The following is a 19,803-nucleotide window of genomic DNA, read 5'->3' as shown; positions in this document are numbered from 1 at the left end:
CGCGGCCCTGCTACTCCAGCCGTCGTTCGTGATGCTCCGTGGGAGAGAGTGGGGGCATGACTACGTACGAGACGATGCCGTTCCACCTGGAGACCGAGCGGCTGATACTGCGGCCGTGGGCCGAGTCGGACGCCGCCGAGTTCTGCGCCCTCCTCTCCGAACGCGGCAACGGGACCCCCACGGTGGAGCACATCCGGACGTCCATCGCTGAGCTGCTCACCGCCACGGCGAGTACGGGGATCGCCCTGTTGCCCATCCAGCGTCGTGACGAGGGGGACTTCATCGGCTACTGCGGGCTGATCACCGGCCGCTCCACCCTGGAGGAGCCGGAAATCGCGTACGAGCTGTTCCGGCGCGTGCATGGGCGTGGCTACGCCACCGAGGCGGCCGGAGCCGTACTCGATGCCGCTGTCGCGACCGGGCGGAAGCGGCTCTGGGCGACCGTCGCCACGTGGAACACACCGTCGCTGCGTGTCCTGGAGAAGCTCGGCTTCGAGCGGGATCGCGTGTCCATGGAGGACAGTGGTGAAGTGGCCTGGCTGACACGCTCGTTGCCGTGATGCCAGGGCACGCCCCTCACCATGAAGCCCGGGGACGGAGAGCTGGTGACGATCACCCCGAGGCCGGTCAGATGAATCCCAGCGCGGAGGCGCCGCCGAAGCCGCCCAGCAGCATGAACGCGGGCATCAGCACCTTGAGCTCCACCCAGCTGCCCGCCCGGAAGCGCATCCCCTTGGGCGGGCCGACCGGGTACCAGCGCTTGCCCTTGACCGGGATGGGCCACAGGACCGGGCAGCCCGAGACGGTCAGGGCGTCGCCGATGTCGTGGACCAGGGCGCCGAGCACGATCGGCAGGCCCAGCCACAGGTACTCCTGCCCGGGCGCGGTGAACAGCCAGTCGGCGCCGTTGCCGGGCTTGTCCAGGACGCCCGCGAGGATCCACGCGCTGGTGGCGCCCAGCAGCCACACCAGGACGTCGCTGGACACCCGGGCCGCCCGCCACAGCAGCCCCTCCACCGCCAGCACCAGGTGGACGAAGAGGATGCCGAGGACCGCCCAGCGGCCGCCGGTGATCGCCAGCACGGACGCGCCGGCGCCGCACAGCACGGCCCACACCCAGGTGTGGGTGAGCGTGCGGTGGCCGCCGGTGCGGCGGGCGTCGGCCCTCGTCTTGGTGGCCTTGTAGACGGCGTACGACAGCTTGTCGACGATCTCGCAGATGGCGCGGGAGATCGGGCCGAAGGCCCGCGAGATGGTGGCCGACTTGTGGTCGAGGTCGGGCGCGAGCGCCGCACCGGCGCAGATCAGGGCGCCGACGACGAGCACCGGCCAGGGCATCGGGTGGCCCGCCGCGGCGGTCGCGGCCCCCACCCCCAGCCAGGCCGCAGCGCCGGAGAGTGAGTGCGCCGGTCCCATCATCGTGCGTCCCCCGCCCCGTTTGCTCTTGTCGTGCACCCCGTTGACGGGACAGCCTACCGTTCGTGATCTTCACTTCGGCGGCCGGTTCCCGCTTCGGGACCCGGGACAGGCAAGATGGGGGCGTGACCCTTATCGATCAGCTGCCGCCGGACGCCGACCCCGATGCCCTCTTCGAGGCCTTCTCGTCATGGGCCGAAGGACGGGGCATCACCCTGTACCCGGCTCAGGAGGAGGCGCTGATCGAGGTGGTGTCGGGGGCGAACGTGATCCTCTCCACCCCCACCGGCTCCGGAAAGTCGCTGGTCGCGGCGGGTGCGCACTTCACCGCCCTGGCGAACGACCAGGTGACCTTCTACACCGCGCCGATCAAGGCGCTGGTGTCGGAGAAGTTCTTCGACCTGTGCAAGCTCTTCGGCACCGAGAACGTGGGCATGCTCACCGGCGACGCGTCCGTGAACGCCGACGCTCCGGTGATCTGCTGCACCGCCGAGGTGCTGGCGTCGATCGCGCTGCGTGACGGCAAGGACGCGGACATCGGCCAGGTCGTGATGGACGAGTTCCACTTCTACGCCGAGCCGGACCGCGGCTGGGCCTGGCAGATCCCGCTGCTGGAGCTGCCGCAGGCACAGTTCGTCCTGATGTCGGCGACGCTGGGTGACGTCTCGATGTTCGAGAAGGACCTCACGCGCCGCACCGGCCGTCCCACCTCGGTGGTCCGCTCGGCGACCCGGCCGGTCCCGCTGTCGTACGAGTACCGGCTCACGCCCATCACCGAGACGCTGACCGAGCTGCTGGAGACCAAGCAGGCACCGGTGTACATCGTGCACTTCACGCAGGCGCAGGCGGTGGAGCGGGCGCAGTCGCTGATGAGCATCAACATGTGCTCGCGCGAGGAGAAGGACCGGATCGCCGAGCTGATCGGCAACTTCCGCTTCACCACCACGTTCGGCAAGAACCTGTCCCGGTACGTACGGCACGGCATCGGTGTGCACCACGCGGGCATGCTGCCCAAGTACCGTCGCCTGGTGGAGAAGCTGGCGCAGGCGGGGCTGCTGAAGGTGATCTGCGGTACGGACACGCTGGGTGTCGGGGTCAACGTCCCGATCCGCACGGTGCTGTTCACCGCGCTCACCAAGTACGACGGCAGCCGGGTGCGGACCCTGCGGGCGCGCGAGTTCCACCAGATCGCGGGCCGGGCGGGGCGCGCGGGCTTCGACACGGCCGGGTTCGTGGTCGCCCAGGCCCCGGAGCACGTCATCGAGAACGAGAAGGCCCTCGCCAAGGCGGGCGACGACCCGAAGAAGCGCCGCAAGGTGGTGCGCAAGAAGGCACCGGAGGGTTTCGTCGGCTGGACCGAGAACACCTTCGAGAAGCTGATCGCCTCCGAGCCGGAGCCGCTGACCTCCCGTTTCCGCGTCACCCACACCATGCTGCTGTCGGTGATCGCCCGGCCCGGCGACGCCTTCACGGCGATGCGCAGGCTCCTGGAGGACAACCACGAGCCGCGCCGGAACCAGCTGCGCCACATCCGCCGTGCCATCGCGATCTACCGCTCCCTGCTCGACGGCGGGGTGGTCGAGCAGCTCGACGCCCCCGACGCCGAGGGCCGCAGGATCCGGCTCACCGTCGACCTCCAGCAGGACTTCGCGCTGAACCAGCCGCTGTCCACGTTCGCGCTGGCGGCCTTCGACCTGCTGGACCCGGAGTCCCCGTCGTACGCGCTGGACATGGTGTCGGTGGTCGAGTCGACGCTGGACGACCCGCGCCAGATCCTCGCCGCCCAGCAGAACAAGGCGCGCGGCGAGGCGGTCGGCGCGATGAAGGCGGACGGTGTCGAGTACGAGGAGCGGATGGAGCGGCTCCAGGAGGTCACGTACCCGAAGCCGCTGGAAGAGCTGCTGTGGCACGGGTACTACACGTACCGGAAGTCCCACCCGTGGGTCGGCGACCATCCCGTCTCGCCGAAGTCCGTCATCCGGGACATGTACGAGCGGGCGCTGACCTTCACGGAGTTCACGTCCTTCTACGAGCTGGCGCGCACCGAGGGCATCGTGCTGCGGTACCTGGCGTCGGCGTACAAGGCGCTGGACCACACCATCCCGGACGACCTGAAGACGGAGGACCTGGAGGACCTGATCGCCTGGCTGGGCGAGATGGTGCGGCAGGTGGACTCCTCGCTGCTGGACGAGTGGGAGCAGCTGGCCAACCCGGAGGTCGAGACCGCCGAGGAGGCCCAGGAGAAGGCCGACCAGGTCAAGCCGGTCACCGCCAACGCCCGCGCCTTCCGGGTGCTGGTGCGCAACGCGATGTTCCGCCGGGTGGAGCTGGCCGCGCTGGACCTGGTCCGCGAACTGGGCGAGATGGACGCCGAGTCAGGCTGGGACGAGGACGCGTGGGGCGAGGCGATGGACGCGTACTGGGACGAGTACGAGGACCTGGGCACCGGGCCGGACGCGCGCGGGCCCAAGCTGCTGTCCATCGAGGAGGATCCGGCGCACGGCCTGTGGCGCGTGCGGCAGACGTTCGCCGACCCCAACGGCGACCACGACTGGGGCATCAGCGCGGAGGTGGACCTGGCCGCCTCGGACGAGGAGGGCCGGGCGGTCGTCCGCGTCACCGACGTCGGCCAGCTCTGACCAGAGAGGAATGCGGATGACCAACCCCGCCGAGAGACTCGTCGACCTGCTCGACCTGGAGCAGATCGAGGTCAACATCTTCCGTGGCGCCAGCCCCGAGGAGTCTTTGCAACGGGTCTTCGGCGGGCAGGTCGCCGGCCAGGCCCTGGTCGCGGCCGGCCGCACCACGGACGGCGACCGCCCGGTGCACTCGCTGCACGCGTACTTCCTGCGGCCCGGGATCCCGGGGCTGCCGATCGTGTACCAGGTCGAGCGGGTGCGTGACGGGCGGTCGTTCACCACGCGGCGGGTGACCGCCGTGCAGCGCGGCAAGACGATCTTCAATCTGACGGCGTCGTTCCACCAGCCGGAGGAGGCGGGCTTCGAGCACCAGCTGCCGCCGCGGCTGGACTTCCCGCCGCCGGAGGACCTGCCGTCGGTGGCGGACGAGGTGCGCGAGCACCTGGGCGCGCTGCCGGAGGCGATGGAGCGGATGGCCCGGCGCATGCCGTTCGACATCCGGTACACCGACCGGCTGCGCTGGTCGGCGGAGGAGGTCAAGGACGCCGATCCGCGCAGCGCGGTGTGGATGCGCGCGGTCGGCCCGCTGGGCGACGACCCGCTCGTGCACACCTGCGCCCTGACGTACGCCTCGGACATGACGCTGCTGGACGCGGTCCGCATCCCGGTCGAGCCGCTGTGGGGTCCGCGCGGGTTCGACATGGCGTCGCTGGACCACGCGATGTGGTTCCACCGCCCGTTCCGTACCGACGAGTGGTTCCTGTACGACCAGGAGTCCCCGATCGCCACGGGTGGACGGGGTCTGGCGCGCGGCCGGATCTACGACCGGGAGGGCAGGCTGCTGGTGTCGGTGGTGCAGGAGGGTCTGTTCCGCCGCCTCTGACCGCGCCTACAGGCCGGGCAGCGCGTCCTGCTCGACCTCGTGGCGACGGGTCCTGATGCCGGGCCCCGCCGGGTGCAGCTTGGCGTCGCAGGCGGGCCCGAGCCCGGTGCGCCGGGAGCCGGCGCCGGTCAGCGGGCGTCCGCACAGCCGGCACCGCACCGGTCGGGGCCCGGTGTCCTCGTCGTCGGCCCCGGGCAGGAGCGCGTCATGCTGCATGCTTGCCTGTCTACCAGGCCGGCGTGATCTGATCGACCTGTCGCACGTTGTTTCGAGGAGGAGTCCCGCATGTCCCTGTACGACATCCCGCTGCGCACCCTGTCCGGTGACCCGACGACCCTGAGCGCCCACAAGGGCAAGGTGGTCCTGGTGGTCAACGTCGCCTCGAAGTGCGGCCTGACCCCGCAGTACGAGGGTCTGGAGCGGCTCCAGAAGACCTACGGCGACCGCGGCTTCACGGTGCTGGGCGTGCCGTGCAACCAGTTCGGCGGCCAGGAGCCGGGCTCGGCGGAGGAGATCGGCACGTTCTGCTCGGCGACGTACGGCGTGACGTTCCCGATGCTGGAGAAGACCGACGTCAACGGCCCGGACCGGCACCCGCTCTACGAGGAGCTGACGAAGACGGCGGACGCGGCCGGTGAGGCGGGCGACGTCCAGTGGAACTTCGAGAAGTTCCTGATCTCCCCGCAGGGCGAGGTCACCCGCTTCCGCCCGCGCACGGAGCCGGAGGCGGCCGAGCTGGTCACGGCGATCGAGGCGCGGCTCTCCGCCTGACGCGGCCCGGAAGATTACCCGGGTGGGGGTTCCGAGGTGTCCGCGCAGTGGTCCCACAGGCCGGCGCCGGACGCCCGGGCGGCGCTCTGGGCCCGGGACAGCTCGGGCCAGTACTTGTCGTTGGGCTCGTACAGCACGGCTCGGGCGTAGCCGCCGCGGACGAGGGCCTCGTTCACGAACACGCCCTCGGCGTTCCACACGTAGAGCAGGTAGCGGTCGTAGGGGTCCTTGAGGTCCTCGTCGACCTCCGCCCGGAGCCTGCTGCCGGGCGGCAGCAGCTGCTCGGTGCGGGCGGTGGCCTCCTCGCTGAAGCAGTCGCCCCTTTCGGGGGTGTCGACCTCGAGGAGCCGCACGCTCGCCGTGGTACCGGCCGGGACGACCCGGCCGTCTCCGCGCACTTCGACGGTGTCGCCGTCGATCACCCGAACGACCACGAGGCCGGCCGCCGGGACCGGGGCCCGGCCGGGTGGCGGCTCGGCGTCGGCGGGCGGGGGCGGGCGCGGGGATTCGGCCGGTGACCGGGCCTCTTCGACGGCGGCGGGCCGGGTGGACGCGGAGTCGTCCTTCGTCGCTTCGAGCAGCGCGCCCAGCCCGCCGAACGCGAGGACGGCGACCAGCGCGGCGAGCAGTGCGGTGAGCCAGGGGCGCCTCGGGCGCATGTCGCCCCCTGTTCGAGGGGTGTCCTCCAGTACAGCACCGCCGGGGCGGGTCAGGCCACCGCGCTGAGGGTGTCCGCGAGGCGGCGGCGGGTGGCGCGGGCGGCGGGGAGGGCGGCGAGGGCGACCGCGCCGGCGACGGCGGCCGCGACGAGCGCCAGGAGGGCGAGCGGCGGCGGGGCGTGGGCGATGCCGGCGCCGATGCCGGTGGCGTGGGCCTCGTGGTCGATCAGCCAGTGGGCGAACGGGACGCCGAGCGCGGTGCCGAGGAGGGCGGCGGCCAGCGCGGTGCAGCCGGTGGCGGTGACCGTGACGCCGGTGATCTGGCGTGGGGAGAGGCCGATGGCCTTGAGGGCGAGCAGGTCGCGTTCGCCGTCGCGGACGGTGCCGCCGATGGCGGTGGACAGTTCGGTGAGGCCGATGAGGGCGAGGACCGCGATCAGTCCGGCGACGACTCCGCGCAGGGCGGAGAGGCGGTCGGCGGGGCTGGTGACCTCGTGGACGTCGAGCCGGCCGGCGGAGGCTTCGGTGAGGGCGGCGGCCACCCGGCCGGGGTCGGCGCCGGGGCGCAGCTGGAGCTGGTAGAGGCTGGGGCGCAGGCCGGGGTCGTTCTCGCGGAGGGTGTCGAGCGAGGTGGAGACGGTGCGGCCGCCGTTCTCCGGTTCGATGCTGCGGCCCACGAGGTGCAGCACCTGCGGGTGGCCGCCGACGGTCAGGCGTACCCAGTCGCCGACGCGGGCGTCGAGCAGGTCGAGCAGGCCCTGTCCGGCGACGGCCTCGTCGGGGCCGTGCGCGGGCCGGCCCTCGGCGACGGAGTACGGGTAGGGCTGCTCGTGGGTGCCGAGGCCGCGCAGGGCGATGGTGCCGGTCTGGCCGGGGACGAGGGCGGCGACCTCCAGGCCGGGGTGCGCGGCGGTGACGTCCGGGTTCGCCCCGAGCAGGGCGGCCGCCTCGCGGTCGGTGAGCGTGGCGTCGGGGCGGGCGGTGAGCGCGGCGGCGAGGCCGACCTGCTCGGGGCGGCTGTCGAAGCGTTCGATGGTCGTCCACGCCCCGAGCGCCACGGTGATCAGCAGCAGGGGCAGGGCGAGCCGCACGACGGTCGCCGGGGCGCGGCGGCCGCGCCCGAAGGCCCGGTGCCAGCCGAGGACCAGCGCGGGCGGGACGCGCACTCCGAGGGCCCGCCTGGCCGCGCCGGAGAGGCCGCCGCCCGGGGCGGCGGCCGCGGGCAGCACCGGTACGGGGGGAACGCGGCCGGCTCGCCAGGCGGCCAGGCAGGTGCCCGCCCCGATGAACAGCACGGCGGCGGCGGGGACGAGCAGGAGGGCCGGGAGGTGGCCGGGCAGGCCCTGCCAGACCTGGACGGCGTCGCCGAGCCGGCCGGGCAGCCGGGCGCCGAGGGCGCGGACGAGGACCACGGCCGAGGCGGCGCCGAACACGGCGAACGCCAGGTGCTGGACGAGGAAGATCCGTACGACCTGGCCGGGGGTGAACCCTACGGCCTTGAGGACGGAGATGTCCCTGAGGTGTCCGCGCACCCGGGTGGTGATGGCGCCGAACACGGCGAGTGCGGCGGCGACGAGGGCGCCGAGGCCGAAGAGCCCGAGGACCTGGCCGAGCAGTCTGGTGTCGCCCTGTGCGTCGGCGCGGGCCTGCTGCCAGGTGGAGACGTCGTTGACGGCGCCGGCGCCGAGCGTGGTGACGGCGCGCTGGACCGTGTAGTCGGTGTCGTCGGGGTCGGCGAGCCGCAGTCCGACGACCTGTCCGGCGCTGCGGTCCTCGGGGACGGCGCGGGGCAGGGCCCAGATGGTGCCGGGGCGTTCGCCGGGGCGGTGGCGGCGCTCGGCGGTCTCGGCGACGCCGAGGACGGTGAGGGTGCGGCCGGCGACGGTGAGGCGGTCGCCGGGTTCGGCCCACAGGGTGCGGGCGAGGCCCGCTTCGAGGACGACGCCGTCGGGGGTGGCCGGGTCGAGCCAGCGGCCGGAGGTGATCAGGGGGCGGCCCGTGGCGGGCGGGGTGGCGCCCGTGGCGCGGAGTTCGACGCCGGCCCGGGCGCCGCGCGAGGCGACGGTGGTGGTGGCGGTGCGGTAGGGGCCGGAGACGTCGGCGACACCGTCGAGCTTGGTGAGCCGGCCGGTGTCGGCGGCGGGCCCGGTGTGGATCCAGACGTGGGCGCCCGCGGACTGGGTGAAGACCCGCTGCCAGGGGTTGGTGGCGTAGCCGAAGAGGGCAGTCGCCAGCAGGAGGGAGGCGACGATCCCGGCGGTGGCGGCGACGAGGAACAGCGCCTCGCCGCGGTGGGTCCGCAGATCGGCGTGCGCCCAGCGCAGCATGGCCCGCACCGCCGGTCAGCCCTTCGGTTCGGTCAGGTCGATCACGCCGGCCGGGCCGGTGCGGCGGGGCGGGGTCCCGCCGAGTTCGGCGTCGTCGGCGATGCGCCCGTCGAAGAAGCTGATGACGCGGTCGGCGGCGCTGGCGAGCCGGGCGTCGTGGGTGACGAGGACGATGCTCTGGCCGCGCTGGTGGAAGCGGGTCAGCAGCCGCATGACCTCGCGGGTGCCCTTGCTGTCGAGGCTGCCGGCGGGTTCGTCGGCGAGGAGCAGGCGGGGGTGGTTGACGAGGGCGCGGGCGAGGGCGACGCGCTGCTGTTCGCCGCCGGACAGTTCGCCGGGCATGCTGCGCTCCTTGCCTTCCAGGCCGAGTTCGGCGAGGAGCTCGACGCGTTCGGCGCGGGCCTGCCGGGCGGGGGTGCCGGCCAGGAGGGCGGGGAGTTCGACGTTGTCGGCGACGGTGAGGTTGGAGACCAGGTTGAAGAACTGGAAGACGATGCCGATGCGGCGGCGCCGTTCGACCGCCCAGCGTGCCTCGCTGTAGTCGTCGGTGCGTTCCCCGTCGAGCCACAGCGAGCCGCTGTCGGGGCGCTGGAGTCCGCCGAGCAGGTGCAGGAGGGTGGACTTGCCGGCGCCGGAGGGGCCGGTGACGGCCACGAACTCGCCGTGCCGTACGTGGAGGTCGACGCCGCGCACCGCGCGGGCGGGGGCGCCTTCGCCGTGGTGGGTCTTGACCAGGCCCTCGGCGCGCAGCAGGGGCTCGGGCGTGGAGGTGTCCGTCATCGCAGGTCCTCCAGTTCCTCCTGGCAGCGCTCCAGCCAGTCGAGGTCGGCCTGGAGGTGGAGCATGGCGCCCTCGATCAGCAGGTGCGATATGCGGTTGTCGCGGTCTTCGGTCGCGGCCAGCTTGGAGAGGTTGCGCATGGTGTTGAGGTACTCGCGTCGCTGTCGGTTGATGAGGGCGATCTGGTCGGCGAGCCCGGTGCGGGGGGCGAGGGCGAGTTTCATGAAGAACTCGTCCCGGACCCTCGGTTCGTCGGCCGTCTCCTCGAACCAGGCGCGGAGCGCTTCCTGCCCCGCGTCGGTGAGACGGTAGATCTTCTTGTTGGGCCGGCTCTCCTGGGCGATCTCCTCGCCCTCGATGAGTCCGGACTTCTCCAGCCGGCCGAGGGTGACGTAGATCTGGCCGACGTTGGTGGGAGGGTACGCGGCGCCCAGCAGTTGCTCAAGGTCCTGCTTGAGCTCGTACCCGTGGGCGGGGCCGCGGGCCAGGAGCGCGAGGAGGGGAAGGCGCACCCGTGTCGTCCTCCTCCGCGTGCTCCCGATGTGATGTGGGCTCTAGTATCGCCCATGCCTAACGGGTATACATGCCCGAGACGCGGACGCCGATGTCCTGCGCCGGGTGCACAGGGAGGAACCTATGCGGTGGATACGTGCCGCGGGTAGGGGTCTCCTCGCGGTCCTGGTCGTTCTGACCGGTTACGCGGCGTCCGGCACCGCCCCGGCGGGCGGGACCCCGGAGGGCGGGCGCGGTCCGATGACGCTGGCCACGGCCGGTGACCTCACCGGTTATCTGGGCCGGGTGCTGGACGGCTGGAACCGGGCGCACCCGGGCGAGAGGGTCACACTGGTCGAGCTACCGGACTCGGCGGACGAGACCCGGTCCCAGATGATCACGGATCTGCGGTCGGGGGCGGGCCGGTTCGACGTCCTCAACATCGATGTGGCCTGGACGTCGGAGTTCGCCGCCGCCGGGTGGATCGCGCCGCTGGACCGGGCGCGGTTCCCGCTGGGGAGCTTCCTGCCGCCGGTGGTGGACACGGCCACGTACGACGGGAAGCTGTACGCGGTCCCGTACGTCACCAACGCCGGGATGCTGTTCTACCGCAAGGACGTCCTGGAGAAGGCGGGCGAACGGCCGCCGCGGACCTGGGCGGAGCTGGAACGCCAGGCGCGGACGGTCGCGCCGCGGTACGGGCTCGGCGGGTACGCGGGCCAGTTCCTGCCGTACGAGGGGCTGACGGTGAACGCCGCCGAGGCCGTGTACTCGGCGGGCGGCAGCATCCTCGGGGACGACGGCGAGCGGGTCACGGTCGACTCGCCCGCGGCGCGCGCGGGCATCGGCTTCCTGACGCGGGGCGTCCGGGACGGCTGGATTCCCCGGGAGGCGCTCGCGTACACGGAGGAGGAGTCGCGGCAGGCGTTCCAGGACGGCCGGCTGCTGTTCCTGCGGAACTGGCCGTACGCCTATGCCGGGGCGTCGGGCGAGGACTCGAAGGTGGCCGGGAGGTTCGGCGCGGTGCCGCTGCCGGGCACGGACGGGCCGGGTACGAGCGTGCTGGGCGGGTCCAGCCTGGCGGTGAGCAGCCATGCGCGGCACCCGGAGTCGGCGCGTGACCTCATCGCGTACCTCACGAGCGAGCGGGTGCAGCGCCGCGTGCTGACCGAGGGCGCCCTGCCGCCGGTGCGGGCCGCGCTGTACGAGGATCCCGCACTGGTGCGGCGGTTCCCTTACCTGCCGGCGCTACGGGCGAGTCTGCTGACGGCCGCCCCGCGCCCCAAGAGCCCGCACTACGAGCAGGTCAGTCTCGCCGTGCAGGCCGTGGTGCACGACGCCATGGCGCAGGGGCAGACGTCCGCGGCCGCCGTGCGGCGGCTGGCGGGCGAACTCGCGGCCATCGCGCGCCGCCGCTGACGCGTCGCCGACGCGTCGTTCGTTCACCCAGATAGTTACTTGTTAGGTAACCGCAGGCGAACGATTCCTACGGCATAACCGGACATAAGCCGCTCTATTTCGCGGATTTCCGCACCATCGTTGACACCCTCTTGTCACCGCTACTTAACATGCATGCATAACCGCTACCCGCTCTGGATGGCGTGCACCCCTTCACGAAGAAACAGGTCAACGGGTGATGCTCACCGCTCCGGCCGACGACGGCCTCTCGCAGCACCTCACGCACCGGTCCGCCCACCCCTGGTGGCGCGACGCGGTGATCTATCAGGTGTACGTCCGCAGCTTCCTGGACAGCACCGGTGACGGCATCGGCGACCTCGCCGGGGTCCGGGCCGGCCTGCCGTACCTGAAGAAGCTCGGCGTCGACGGCATCTGGCTGAGCCCGTTCTACCCGTCACCGCAGGCCGACCACGGCTACGACGTCGCCGACTACTGCGACGTGGACCCCGTCTTCGGCGACCTCGACGAGTTCGGCCGGCTGGTGGCCGACGCCCGCCGGCTCGGGGTCAAGGTCCTGCTGGACATCGTCCCCAACCACTGCTCCAGCGAGCACGCCTGGTTCCGTGAGGCGCTCGCCTCCGGCCCGGGCGGCGAGGCCCGCGCCCGGTTCCACTTCGCCGAGGGCCGCGGCCCGGGCGGGGACGTCCCGCCCAACAACTGGCACGCCATGTTCGGCGGACCGGCCTGGAGCCGGGTGACCGAGCCGGACGGCACGCCCGGCCAGTGGTACCTGCACATGTTCACGCCCGACCAGCCCGACCTCAACTGGCGCAACCCCGAGGTGCCCGCCCACTTCGACGAGGTCCTCCGCTTCTGGCTGGACCGGGGCGTCGACGGCTTCCGCATCGACGTGGCCGCCGGCCTGTTCAAGCACCCCGACCTGCCGGACTCCCCCGACCCCGAGGCCGACGCCCGCACCCGCGACTCGGTCAACCCGCTCGCGTGGAACCAGCCCGAGGTGCACGACGTGTGGCGCCACTGGCGCGCGGTGTGCGAGGAGTACACGGCCCGGGACGGCCGCGAGCGGCTCCTGGTCGGCGAGGTCTCGGTGCCCAGCGCCCGTGAGCACGCCAAGTACGTCCGCCCCGACGAGCTGCACCAGGCGTTCTTCTTCGACCTGCTGAGCGCGCCCTGGGACGCGGGGACCTTCCGCGCGGTGATCGACGAGGCGATCCGCGACATCGCGGGCACCGGCTCCACCGTCACCTGGGTGCTCAACAACCACGACCAGGTGCGCACGGTGACCCGGTACGGCGAGTCCGGCACCGAGGGCAGCGGCCTGGGCGCCTCGCGGGCGCGAGCGGCGGCGCTGCTGATGCTGGCGCTGCCGGGCGCGGCGTACATCTACCAGGGCGAGGAGCTGGGCCTGCCGGAGGTCGTGGACCTGCCGGACGAGGTGCTCACCGACCCGATCTTCCGGCGCACCGGCAGCCGGGCCCGGATCCGCGACGGCTGCCGCGTGCCGCTGCCGTGGTCGGGGCACGCCTCGCCGTTCGGCTTCAGCACCGGCGCCGAGAGCGCCAAGCCGTGGCTGCCGCAGCCCGGCTGGTTCGCCGAGCACGCCACCGACCGGGCGCTCGCCGACACCCGCTCGTTCTGGCACCTGTACCGGGACGGCCTGCAACTGCGGCACGGGCTGCCGCAGTTGGGCGAGGGCACGCTGCGCTGGCTTCCGGCGCCGCCCGGTGTCCTGGCCTTCGAGCGCGGCGAGGGCCTCGTCTGCGCCGTCAACTTCACCGCCGACCCGGTGCCCGCACCGGTCTCCGGCGCCCCCCTGCTGTCCAGCGGCCCTTGCCCGGCCGGCGTACTGCCCGGCTCCACCGCCGCCTGGTGGACCGGTGACCACACCACCCCGGAGGTATCACGATGATCACGCGACGACGGATGGCGATGGCGTGCTGTTCGGCGCTGACCCTGGCTCTCGGGGCGACCGCCTGCGGCGGTGGCCCGGTGAGCGCGGGCGGCGGCAGCAAGGAGTTCAGCGGCCAGACGCTGAACGTGGCCGGTGTGTGGTCCGGCGCCGAGCAGAAGAACTTCCAGAAGGTGCTGGACGCCTTCAGCGAGAAGACCGGCGCCAAGACCCAGTTCACGTCGACCGGTGACAACGTCTCCACGGTCGTCGGCAGCAAGATCGAGGGTGGCAACGCCCCCGATGTGGTGATGGTCCCGCAGGTCGGCGTGCTCCAGCAGTTCGCGAAGAAGGGCTGGCTCAAGCCGCTCACGCCCGCCACGGGCAAGACCGTCGCCGCCAACTACGCGCCGGTCTGGAAGGACTACGGGTCGGTCGACGGCAAGCTGTACGGCCTGTACTTCAAGGCCGCGCACAAGTCGACCGTCTGGTACAGCCCAGAGGCCCTGGAGCAGGCCGGCGTGAAGCCGCCGAAGACGTACGAGGAGATGCTCGAGGGCGGACGGGCCGTGTCCGACTCCGGCCTGGCGGCCTTCGCGGTGGCCGGCGAGGACGGCTGGACGCTCACCGACTGGTTCGAGAACATCTACCTCTCCCAGGCCGGGCCCGAGAAGTACGACCAGCTCGCCAAGCACGAGATCCCGTGGACCGACCCCACCGTGGTGAAGGCCCTGACCACCCTCGGCAAGCTGTTCTCCGACAAGAAGCTGATCGCGGGCGGCCAGAAGGGCGCGCTCGGCACCGACTTCCCCGGCTCGGTGGAGAAGGTTTTCGGCCCCGACCCGGAGGCCGGGATGGTGTACGAGGGCGACTTCGTGGCGGGCATCGCCAAGGACCAGTTCGGCAAGCGGATCGGCCAGGACGCGACGTTCTTCCCGTTCCCGGCGGTCGCGGGCGGCAAGACGCCCGTCGTCAGCGGCGGTGACGCGGCCGTTGTACTGAAGGACGGCAAGAACCAGAAGGCCGCCGAGGCCTTCCTGGAGTACCTCGCGACCCCGGAGGCGGCCGCCGTGTGGGCGGAGGCGGGCGGGTTCCTCTCCCCCAACAAGAAGCTCGACCTCGCCGCGTACGTCGACGACACGCTGCGCAAGACGGCCCAGTCCCTGATCGACGCGGGTGACTCGGTCCGGTTCGACATGTCGGACCAGGCGCCGGCCTCCTTCGGCGGCACCAAGGGCGTCGGCGAGTGGAAGCTGCTCCAGGACTTCCTGCGCGACCCGTCGGACCCGGCGGCGACCGCCGCCGCGCTGGAGGCCGCCGCGGCCAAGGCGTACAAGGGCTGACGACGATGACCACCCTCACCACTCCCGTGGGGGCCGTGAGTCCCCGGCGGCGCGCCCAGCGCCGCCGGCGGACCATCGCCGTCGCCTTCGTCCTGCCGGCGCTGCTGCTGCTCGGCGCGCTGGTCGTCTACCCCGTCCTGTTCTCGGTCGGCCGCAGCTTCTTCGACGCGGCCGGGACCACCTTCGTCGGCGGGGACAACTACGCGGAGATGTTCCGCGACCCGGCCACCCTCACCGCGATCCGCAACAGCGCCATCTGGGTGGTCGTCGCCCCGACGCTGCTGACCGGGCTCGGCCTGATCCTCGCCGTGCTGGTGGAGAAGGTCCGCTGGGCCACCGCGTTCAAGCTGCTGCTGTTCATGCCGATGGCCGTCTCCTTCCTGGCGGCGGGCATCATCTTCCGGCTCGCCTACGAGGAGGACCCCGACAAGGGTGTGCTCAACGCGGCGGTGGTCGGCGTGCACGACACCTTCTCGGGGGCGTCCTCCTACCCGGGCGCCCGGCCCCGGGACGACCAGGGTCTGACGAAGGGGCCGGACGGTTCGTACGGGACGGCCGACGCCGTGACCCCGGGCCGCACGGTGAACCTCGGCCTGGTGGGCGTGGCACCCAAGGAGATGCCCGCCGGGGCGGAGCCTGCGGCACCGGCGAAGGCCGGCGCGGGCGAGGTGGGCGGCACCGTCTACCTGGACTTCACGCCCGGCGGCGGGGGCCGGCCCGGAGTGGTCGACGCGGCCGAACGCGGCCTGCCCGGGATGACGGTGGAGGCCGTCCGGGACGGGAAGGCGGTCGCCACGGCGACGACGGCGGCCGACGGGTCGTACCGCTTCGCGGACCTCGCGGACGGTTCGTACACCGTGCGGCTGCCCGCGGCGAACTTCGCGCCGCCCTACGAGGGCGTCTCCTGGCTCGGTCCGGCCCTCGTCACCCCGGCGATCATCGGCGCCTACCTGTGGATCTGGACCGGTTTCGCCATGGTGCTGATCGGCGCGGGGCTGTCCTCGCTGCCGCGTGACGCGCTGGAGGCGGCCCGGATGGACGGGGCGAGCGAGTGGCAGGTGTTCCGCCGGATCACCGTGCCGCTGCTGGCGCCAGTGCTGACGGTCGTCTTCGTCACCCTGGTGATCAATGTGATGAAGGTCTTCGACCTCATCTACATCATCGCGCCCGGCCCGGTGCAGGAGGACGCCACGGTCCTCGCCACCCAGATGTGGCTCGTCTCCTTCGGCGGCGGCAACAACCAGGGGCTCGGCAGTGCGCTCGGTGTACTGCTCCTGCTGCTGGTGATCCCCGCCATGGTGTTCAACGTCCGCCGCTTCCGCAGGAGCCAGTCATGAGCGCGACCGTCACCGCACCTCCGTCGAAGCCCGCGGCTCCGCCCCCGCCCGCCCGGCCCGCGCCGTCCCGGCCGAAGGGCGGCCGGCTCCGCCGCTGGCTGGGCAACGGCCTGGTCCAGGCGTTCCTCGCGGTGGTGGGCCTGGTGTGGATCACTCCGGTCGCGGGGTTGCTGCTGTCCTCGCTGCGCTCGGCCAACGACAACGCGGCGAGCGGTTGGTGGACGGCGCTCACCAGCCCCGGCCAGCTGTCGCTCGACAACTACACGACGCTGCTGGGCAACGCGGGCATCACCCGGGCGTTCTGGAACACGGTGCTGATCTCGGTGCCCACGACGGTGCTCGTCGTGGTGATCGCGGCGCTCGCCGGATACGCCTTCGCCTGGCTGGAGTTCCCCGGCCGGGACTGGATCTTCCTGCTGGTGGTCGCGCTGCTGGTGGTCCCGGTCCAGGTGGGTCTGCTGCCGGTCGCCAAGATGTTCGGGCAGGTGGGGCTGTTCGGCACGATCCCGGGCGTGGTGCTCTTCCACGTCGCCTACGGTCTGCCGTTCGCCGTGTTCCTGCTGCGCAACTACTTCGCCGACATCCCGCGCGAGATGCTGGAGGCGGCGCGCATGGACGGCGGTGGCGAGTGGCGGATCTTCACGCAGCTGGTGCTGCCGGTGGGCCGCCCGGCCATCGCGAGCCTGGCGATCTTCCAGTTCCTGTGGGTGTGGAACGACATGCTGGTGGCGCTGCTGTTCGCCGACAGCTCCTCGCAGCCGCTGACCGTGGAACTCCAGTCGCAGGTCCGGCAGTTCGGCAGCAACATCGACGTGCTGGCGCCCGGCGCGTTCCTCTCGCTGATCGTGCCGGTGGTCGTCTTCTTCGCCTTCCAGCGGCACTTCGTGCAGGGCGTGATGGCCGGTTCGGTGAAGTGAGGTCATGGGTACGGGCAGGGCGCCTCTCACGGGGGAGGCGCGCCGCCCGTACCCCTACCCTCGGGCGGGTCAGCGGATGGGCAGTCGGGCCGGTGAGGGCTGCGCGGCGGGGCAAACACCCTCACGCGCTGCCGGACCGGCCCGTCTGATACGAGGGGTCACTCCTCGCACTGCCTGATGCACCCCGCACTGGGCTTCCACGCACAGCAGGCGCGGCGACGCGGAGTGGGCTCGTCACGATCGACGAATTCGGTGACGACGCGACCGTCCTCGACGCGCGAGACCCCTACCTGCCTGGTGAAGTCGATCTTCAGTACATCGAGCTCCACCGCGAGGCACGTCACCGCATACCTGTCAGCGGCATCGGGGAACTCCGCGAAGACTCTGTCGAGTTCGCGGAAGAATTCAGGGTCGCGCTCCGGCCCACAGGCGGCCTTTGCCTTCATCGCTGCACTCCCACATCTCCGAAGGACCCCGATTGACATGTTCTCGTATCCCTGAAGCCGCCGCCACTCGGCCGATACCCGACGACTTACGTCACGACCGTGCGGTCGTTCCTGACAGCCCGGACCGTCGCCGATCACTCGGTGCCGCCGACCGGTGCCCGAGCAGGCACACCAGCAGCCAAATCGTCCGGCTCGGCCTCGCGGCGCAACCGCTCGATCGACCCGACGTGTTGCTGGCCGACTCGGCCACAACCTCGACCGCGATACCCGCACACGTCGTACGGCCCGCTGGCGGACTGCAAGGGCCCGCTGCTCGTCGTCGCCCACGACCGCAGGTTCGGGTTCATGGCGTCGAATCAGGACATCGGATACAAGGGGAAGAACAGTTACTTAACCAGCTGCTTCCAGGACTGCTGGTGTGCCCGTAGAAGAGCCCCGGTCCGGCGGCGCCGGCTCACCGGTTCAGCGGATGGGCATCCCGGACAGGGTGCGGGCGATGACCAGGCGCTGGACCTCGCTGGTGCCCTCGAAGATGGTGTAGATGGCGCTGTCGCGGTGCATCCGCTCCACCGGGTACTCGCGGGTGAAGCCGTTTCCGCCGAGGATCTGGACGGCCTGCGCCGTGACCTTCTTGGCGACCTCGCTCGCGTAGAGCTTGGACATGGAGCCCTCGGCGGAGGTGAACGGCTTGCCGGTGGTCGCCATCCAGGAGGCGCGCCAGACGAGGAGCCGGGCGGCGTCGATCTGGGTGCGCATGTCGGCCAGCTGGAAGGCGACGCCCTGGTTGTCGATGATGGGGCGGCCGAACTGGACACGGGTCCTGGCGTAGTCGAGCGCCACTTCGTACGCGGCGCGGGCGGTGCCGACCGCCATGGCGCCGACGGCCGGGCGGGACGCTTCGAAGGTGGCCATGGCGGCGTTCTTGACGCGGTCGGCGCCCTTGGCGGCCTTCTCCCGGGCGCGGGCGAGCCGTTCGTCCAGCTTCTCCTTGCCGCCGAGCAGGCAGTGGCCGGGGACGCGGACGTCCTCGAGGACGACCTCGGCGGTGTGGGAGGCGCGGATGCCGTGCTTCTTGAACTTCTGCCCCTGGGACAGACCGGGGGTGGCCGGGGGGACGATGAAGGAGGCGTGGCCCTTGGAGCCGAGCTCGGGGTCGACGACGGCGACGACGACGTGCACGCCCGCGATGCCGCCGTTGGTCGCCCAGGTCTTGGTGCCGTTGAGGACCCACTCGTCCGTGGCCCCGTCGTAGACCGCGCGGGTGCGCATGGCGGCGACGTCGGAGCCGGCGTCCGGCTCGGAGGAGCAGAAGGCGGCGACCTTGACGTCGTCGGGGGTGCCGTACATCTGGGGGATCCAGGTGCCGATCTGCTCCTCGGTGCCGTTGGCGAGGACGCCGACGGCCGCGAGGCCGGTGCCGACGATGGACAGGGCGATGCCCGCGTCGCCCCAGAACAGCTCCTCCATGGTCATCGGGATGCCGAGGCCGGTCGGGTCGAAGAACTGTTGCGCGTAGAAGTCGAGGGAGTAGATGCCGACCTTGGCGGCCTCCTGGATGACCGGCCAGGGGGTTTCCTCCCGCTCGTCCCACTCGGAGGCGGCCGGTCGGATCACGTCCTTGGCGAAGCCGTGCAGCCAGTCACGGACCTGCTTCTGGTCGTCGTTGAGTTCAAAGGTGAACTCGGCCATGTTCCCTCCCGGTGTTACTTGCGGTAACGGCAGTCTGTTACTGGTTAGTAGCCGCTGTCAACCGGCGGCTTCGAAGGGGTGGGTGTTACGTTGCGCGGGTCTTACGGACATCGCACGGGCGCGGGGAGAAACACTATGGAGACCACACACCGGACGGACCAGCAGCGGTCGGCCGACCAGCGGCGGCGCGAACTGCTCGAGGCCGCGGACCGCGTGGTCCTCCGGGACGGGCCGCAGGCGTCCATGAACGCCATCGCCGCCGAGGCCGGCATCACCAAGCCGATCCTCTACCGCCACTTCGGCGACAAGGGCGGCCTGTACCGGGCGCTCGCCAAGCGCCACACGGACGCGCTGCTGTCGGCCCTCCAGCAGGCGCTCGACGCGCCCGCCGACCGGCGCGAGCGGGTGGAGGCCACGCTCGACACGTACCTGGCCGCCATCGAGGCGCGCCCGCAGGTCTACCGGTTCCTGATGCACCCCTCGGAGGACACCGGCGGCGGCCAGCACTCGGAGCAGGGCTTCGACATAGGCCGGCACTCCGCACCGGTGCTGCGGCGGATGGGCGAGGAGCTCGCCAAGGTGATCGCCGAGCGCGTCGACCTCGGACCGAACAGCGAGGTGATGGCCCGAGTGTGGGGCCATGGCATCGTCGGCATGATGCACGCCGCCGGCGACTGGTGGCTCGGGGAACGGCCCTGCTCGCGCACCGAGTTGGTCAAGGGCCTGGCCGACCTGCTGTGGGGCCGGCTGGAGCGGGTCGACGACAAGGAGGGCGGCCCGGGGTTCTGACGCCCCGG

The 19,803-nt window shown here is 71.8% G+C and carries 18 protein-coding genes; 10 read left to right on the top strand and 8 right to left on the bottom strand.

Translation table 11 applies throughout. The features are described from left to right. Positions 1-56 precede the first annotated feature (56 nt). Positions 57-560, top strand: coding sequence for a GNAT family N-acetyltransferase (locus EIZ62_RS28805; RefSeq protein WP_156695590.1), 504 nt, complete (start codon positions 57-59; stop codon positions 558-560). A gap of 67 nt (positions 561-627) precedes the next feature. Here EIZ62_RS28805 and EIZ62_RS28800 read toward each other — a convergent pair whose 3' ends face one another. Continuing rightward, entirely contained in the window at positions 628-1,419 is a 792-nt protein-coding gene (locus EIZ62_RS28800; RefSeq protein WP_156695589.1) for a metal-dependent hydrolase, read from the bottom strand. Positions 1,420-1,481: 62 nt separating this feature from the next. On the opposite strand from EIZ62_RS28800, the gene EIZ62_RS28795 reads away from it, so the two are divergent. Both EIZ62_RS28795 and EIZ62_RS28790 read left to right on the top strand, forming a co-directional pair. Next, positions 1,482-4,055 (top strand): DEAD/DEAH box helicase, encoded by a 2,574-nt coding sequence (locus tag EIZ62_RS28795; protein ID WP_425281856.1) that lies wholly within the window; start codon positions 1,482-1,484, stop codon positions 4,053-4,055. Between the two features lie 16 nt (positions 4,056-4,071). Further along, the gene (locus tag EIZ62_RS28790) at positions 4,072-4,938 is read left to right on the top strand and encodes an acyl-CoA thioesterase (protein ID WP_156695587.1); all 867 of its coding nucleotides are present in this window, start codon (positions 4,072-4,074) and stop codon (positions 4,936-4,938) included. Positions 4,939-4,944: 6 nt separating this feature from the next. Here EIZ62_RS28790 and EIZ62_RS28785 read toward each other — a convergent pair whose 3' ends face one another. Beyond that, positions 4,945-5,154 carry a DUF6011 domain-containing protein gene (locus EIZ62_RS28785; protein WP_156695586.1) on the bottom strand — a complete coding sequence of 70 codons (210 nt, stop codon included), beginning with the start codon at positions 5,152-5,154 and terminating at the stop codon, positions 4,945-4,947. Between the two features lie 69 nt (positions 5,155-5,223). On the opposite strand from EIZ62_RS28785, the gene EIZ62_RS28780 reads away from it, so the two are divergent. Continuing rightward, the gene (locus EIZ62_RS28780; protein ID WP_156695585.1) at positions 5,224-5,709 is read left to right on the top strand and encodes a glutathione peroxidase; all 486 of its coding nucleotides are present in this window, start codon (positions 5,224-5,226) and stop codon (positions 5,707-5,709) included. Positions 5,710-5,723: 14 nt separating this feature from the next. On the opposite strand, the gene EIZ62_RS28775 is transcribed toward EIZ62_RS28780, so the two are convergent. Genes EIZ62_RS28775 through EIZ62_RS28760 form a run of 4 tightly spaced genes read right to left on the bottom strand, consistent with a single transcriptional unit; the run spans position 5,724 to position 9,987 of the window. Continuing rightward, on the bottom strand, positions 5,724-6,368 hold the full coding sequence (locus EIZ62_RS28775) for a thermonuclease family protein (protein WP_208828085.1): 645 nt from the start codon (positions 6,366-6,368) through the stop codon (positions 5,724-5,726). 50 nt (positions 6,369-6,418) lie between these two features. After that, a complete protein-coding gene (locus EIZ62_RS28770; RefSeq protein ID WP_156695584.1) occupies positions 6,419-8,704 on the bottom strand; it encodes an ABC transporter permease in 2,286 nt (761 codons plus the stop codon). Between the two features lie 6 nt (positions 8,705-8,710). Next, entirely contained in the window at positions 8,711-9,475 is a 765-nt protein-coding gene (locus EIZ62_RS28765; protein WP_156695583.1) for an ABC transporter ATP-binding protein, read from the bottom strand. Further along, entirely contained in the window at positions 9,472-9,987 is a 516-nt protein-coding gene (locus EIZ62_RS28760) for a PadR family transcriptional regulator (RefSeq protein WP_064067144.1), read from the bottom strand. Before EIZ62_RS28760 ends, EIZ62_RS28765 begins: the two co-directional genes overlap by 4 nt. A 124-nt stretch (positions 9,988-10,111) precedes the next feature. On the opposite strand from EIZ62_RS28760, the gene EIZ62_RS28755 reads away from it, so the two are divergent. The 5 genes from EIZ62_RS28755 (at position 10,112) to EIZ62_RS28735 (ending at position 16,871) form a co-directional block, all read left to right on the top strand. Next, positions 10,112-11,386 (top strand): ABC transporter substrate-binding protein, encoded by a 1,275-nt coding sequence (locus tag EIZ62_RS28755; RefSeq protein WP_156695582.1) that lies wholly within the window; start codon positions 10,112-10,114, stop codon positions 11,384-11,386. A 217-nt stretch (positions 11,387-11,603) separates the two neighbouring features. After that, the gene (locus tag EIZ62_RS28750; protein ID WP_156695581.1) at positions 11,604-13,295 is read left to right on the top strand and encodes a glycoside hydrolase family 13 protein; all 1,692 of its coding nucleotides are present in this window, start codon (positions 11,604-11,606) and stop codon (positions 13,293-13,295) included. After that, the gene (locus EIZ62_RS28745) at positions 13,292-14,617 is read left to right on the top strand and encodes an ABC transporter substrate-binding protein (RefSeq protein ID WP_156695580.1); all 1,326 of its coding nucleotides are present in this window, start codon (positions 13,292-13,294) and stop codon (positions 14,615-14,617) included. The genes EIZ62_RS28750 and EIZ62_RS28745 overlap by 4 nt, the downstream gene beginning before the upstream one ends. Before the next feature lie 5 nt (positions 14,618-14,622). Beyond that, entirely contained in the window at positions 14,623-15,954 is a 1,332-nt protein-coding gene (locus EIZ62_RS28740; RefSeq protein WP_156695579.1) for a carbohydrate ABC transporter permease, read from the top strand. Continuing rightward, positions 15,951-16,871 (top strand): carbohydrate ABC transporter permease, encoded by a 921-nt coding sequence (locus tag EIZ62_RS28735; RefSeq protein WP_244376002.1) that lies wholly within the window; start codon positions 15,951-15,953, stop codon positions 16,869-16,871. Before EIZ62_RS28740 ends, EIZ62_RS28735 begins: the two co-directional genes overlap by 4 nt. A gap of 158 nt (positions 16,872-17,029) precedes the next feature. Here EIZ62_RS28735 and EIZ62_RS28730 read toward each other — a convergent pair whose 3' ends face one another. Next, a complete protein-coding gene (locus EIZ62_RS28730) occupies positions 17,030-17,317 on the bottom strand; it encodes a hypothetical protein (RefSeq protein ID WP_156695578.1) in 288 nt (95 codons plus the stop codon). 462 nt (positions 17,318-17,779) lie between these two features. Continuing rightward, entirely contained in the window at positions 17,780-19,006 is a 1,227-nt protein-coding gene (locus tag EIZ62_RS28725) for an acyl-CoA dehydrogenase family protein (RefSeq protein WP_156695577.1), read from the bottom strand. Between the two features lie 135 nt (positions 19,007-19,141). Here EIZ62_RS28725 and EIZ62_RS28720 point away from each other — a divergent pair, with 135 nt between their 5' ends. Next, positions 19,142-19,795 carry a TetR/AcrR family transcriptional regulator gene (locus EIZ62_RS28720; RefSeq protein ID WP_156695576.1) on the top strand — a complete coding sequence of 218 codons (654 nt, stop codon included), beginning with the start codon at positions 19,142-19,144 and terminating at the stop codon, positions 19,793-19,795. The last annotated feature ends 8 nt before the right edge of the window (positions 19,796-19,803 follow it).

The organism is Streptomyces ficellus (assembly GCF_009739905.1).
In the GTDB taxonomy this organism is placed as follows: domain Bacteria; phylum Actinomycetota; class Actinomycetes; order Streptomycetales; family Streptomycetaceae; genus Streptomyces; species Streptomyces ficellus_A.
The sequence above is the reverse complement of the archived record's forward strand: the minus strand, read 5'-3'. Positions and strand labels throughout refer to the sequence as shown.

Excerpts from the sequence above, each read along its gene's own strand:
- EIZ62_RS28805 (WP_156695590.1), top strand. The coding sequence starts at position 57 with ATGACTACGTACGAGACGATGCCGTTCCACCTGGAGACCGAGCGGCTG.
- EIZ62_RS28800 (WP_156695589.1), bottom strand. The coding sequence starts at position 1,419 with ATGATGGGACCGGCGCACTCACTCTCCGGCGCTGCGGCCTGGCTGGGG.
- EIZ62_RS28790 (WP_156695587.1), top strand. The coding sequence starts at position 4,072 with ATGACCAACCCCGCCGAGAGACTCGTCGACCTGCTCGACCTGGAGCAG.
- EIZ62_RS28785 (WP_156695586.1), bottom strand. The coding sequence starts at position 5,154 with ATGCAGCATGACGCGCTCCTGCCCGGGGCCGACGACGAGGACACCGGG.
- EIZ62_RS28780 (WP_156695585.1), top strand. The coding sequence starts at position 5,224 with ATGTCCCTGTACGACATCCCGCTGCGCACCCTGTCCGGTGACCCGACG.
- EIZ62_RS28775 (WP_208828085.1), bottom strand. The coding sequence starts at position 6,368 with ATGCGCCCGAGGCGCCCCTGGCTCACCGCACTGCTCGCCGCGCTGGTC.
- EIZ62_RS28765 (WP_156695583.1), bottom strand. The coding sequence starts at position 9,475 with ATGACGGACACCTCCACGCCCGAGCCCCTGCTGCGCGCCGAGGGCCTG.
- EIZ62_RS28755 (WP_156695582.1), top strand. The coding sequence starts at position 10,112 with ATGCGGTGGATACGTGCCGCGGGTAGGGGTCTCCTCGCGGTCCTGGTC.
- EIZ62_RS28750 (WP_156695581.1), top strand. The coding sequence starts at position 11,604 with ATGCTCACCGCTCCGGCCGACGACGGCCTCTCGCAGCACCTCACGCAC.
- EIZ62_RS28745 (WP_156695580.1), top strand. The coding sequence starts at position 13,292 with ATGATCACGCGACGACGGATGGCGATGGCGTGCTGTTCGGCGCTGACC.
- EIZ62_RS28740 (WP_156695579.1), top strand. The coding sequence starts at position 14,623 with ATGACCACCCTCACCACTCCCGTGGGGGCCGTGAGTCCCCGGCGGCGC.
- EIZ62_RS28735 (WP_244376002.1), top strand. The coding sequence starts at position 15,951 with ATGAGCGCGACCGTCACCGCACCTCCGTCGAAGCCCGCGGCTCCGCCC.
- EIZ62_RS28730 (WP_156695578.1), bottom strand. The coding sequence starts at position 17,317 with ATGAAGGCAAAGGCCGCCTGTGGGCCGGAGCGCGACCCTGAATTCTTC.
- EIZ62_RS28725 (WP_156695577.1), bottom strand. The coding sequence starts at position 19,006 with ATGGCCGAGTTCACCTTTGAACTCAACGACGACCAGAAGCAGGTCCGT.
- EIZ62_RS28720 (WP_156695576.1), top strand. The coding sequence starts at position 19,142 with ATGGAGACCACACACCGGACGGACCAGCAGCGGTCGGCCGACCAGCGG.